Here is a 545-nt window from a genome sequence, read left to right on the forward strand (position 1 = left end):
TGCTGCAACATGCATCCTTTGGGGTTTCCGGTGGAGCCGGAGGTATAGATGACGTAGGCCAGATCGGTGGCGTGGTTCACCAGCACGGGGTTCTGCTCGCTGTACTGCCCGGCCTGCTCATCAAAAACGGTCAACGCCGCCTCATCCAGCACCAAGCGGGCCTGACTATCGGCCAGAATATAAGCCAGGCGCTGGGCCGGGTAGTCCGGGTCGAGCGGCACATAGGCCCCGCCGGCCTTGAGCACGCCCAGCAGGGATACCAGCAGTTGCGGACCCCGCGCCAGACGCAGGGCCACCAGCACACCAGGACCCACCTGGTACTCCGTTCGCAGGTAGTGGGCCAGCGCGTTGGCCCGGGCGTTGAGTTGGCCGTAGCTCAGCCGCTCTTCGGCAAAGAGCAGGGCCACTTGATCGGGGCGCTCCCGCACTTGGGCCTCGAACAGGCTCACCAGCGTCTGGGTCTGGTCGTAGGGGGCGGCCGTGGCGTTGAAGACTTCCAGCTGCTGAGCCCGCTCCGACTCACTCAAATACTCCAACGTCCCGAT

At 64.8% G+C, this 545-nt stretch carries 1 protein-coding gene; it reads right to left on the reverse strand.

All coding sequences use genetic code 11. From position 1 onward, the window contains the following. Positions 1-545: AMP-binding protein (locus D0T11_RS21805; RefSeq protein ID WP_182888573.1), on the reverse strand; the 545-nt coding region annotated here is incomplete at both ends.

The organism is Hymenobacter rubripertinctus (genome assembly GCF_003583925.1).
Classification (GTDB): domain Bacteria; phylum Bacteroidota; class Bacteroidia; order Cytophagales; family Hymenobacteraceae; genus Hymenobacter; species Hymenobacter rubripertinctus.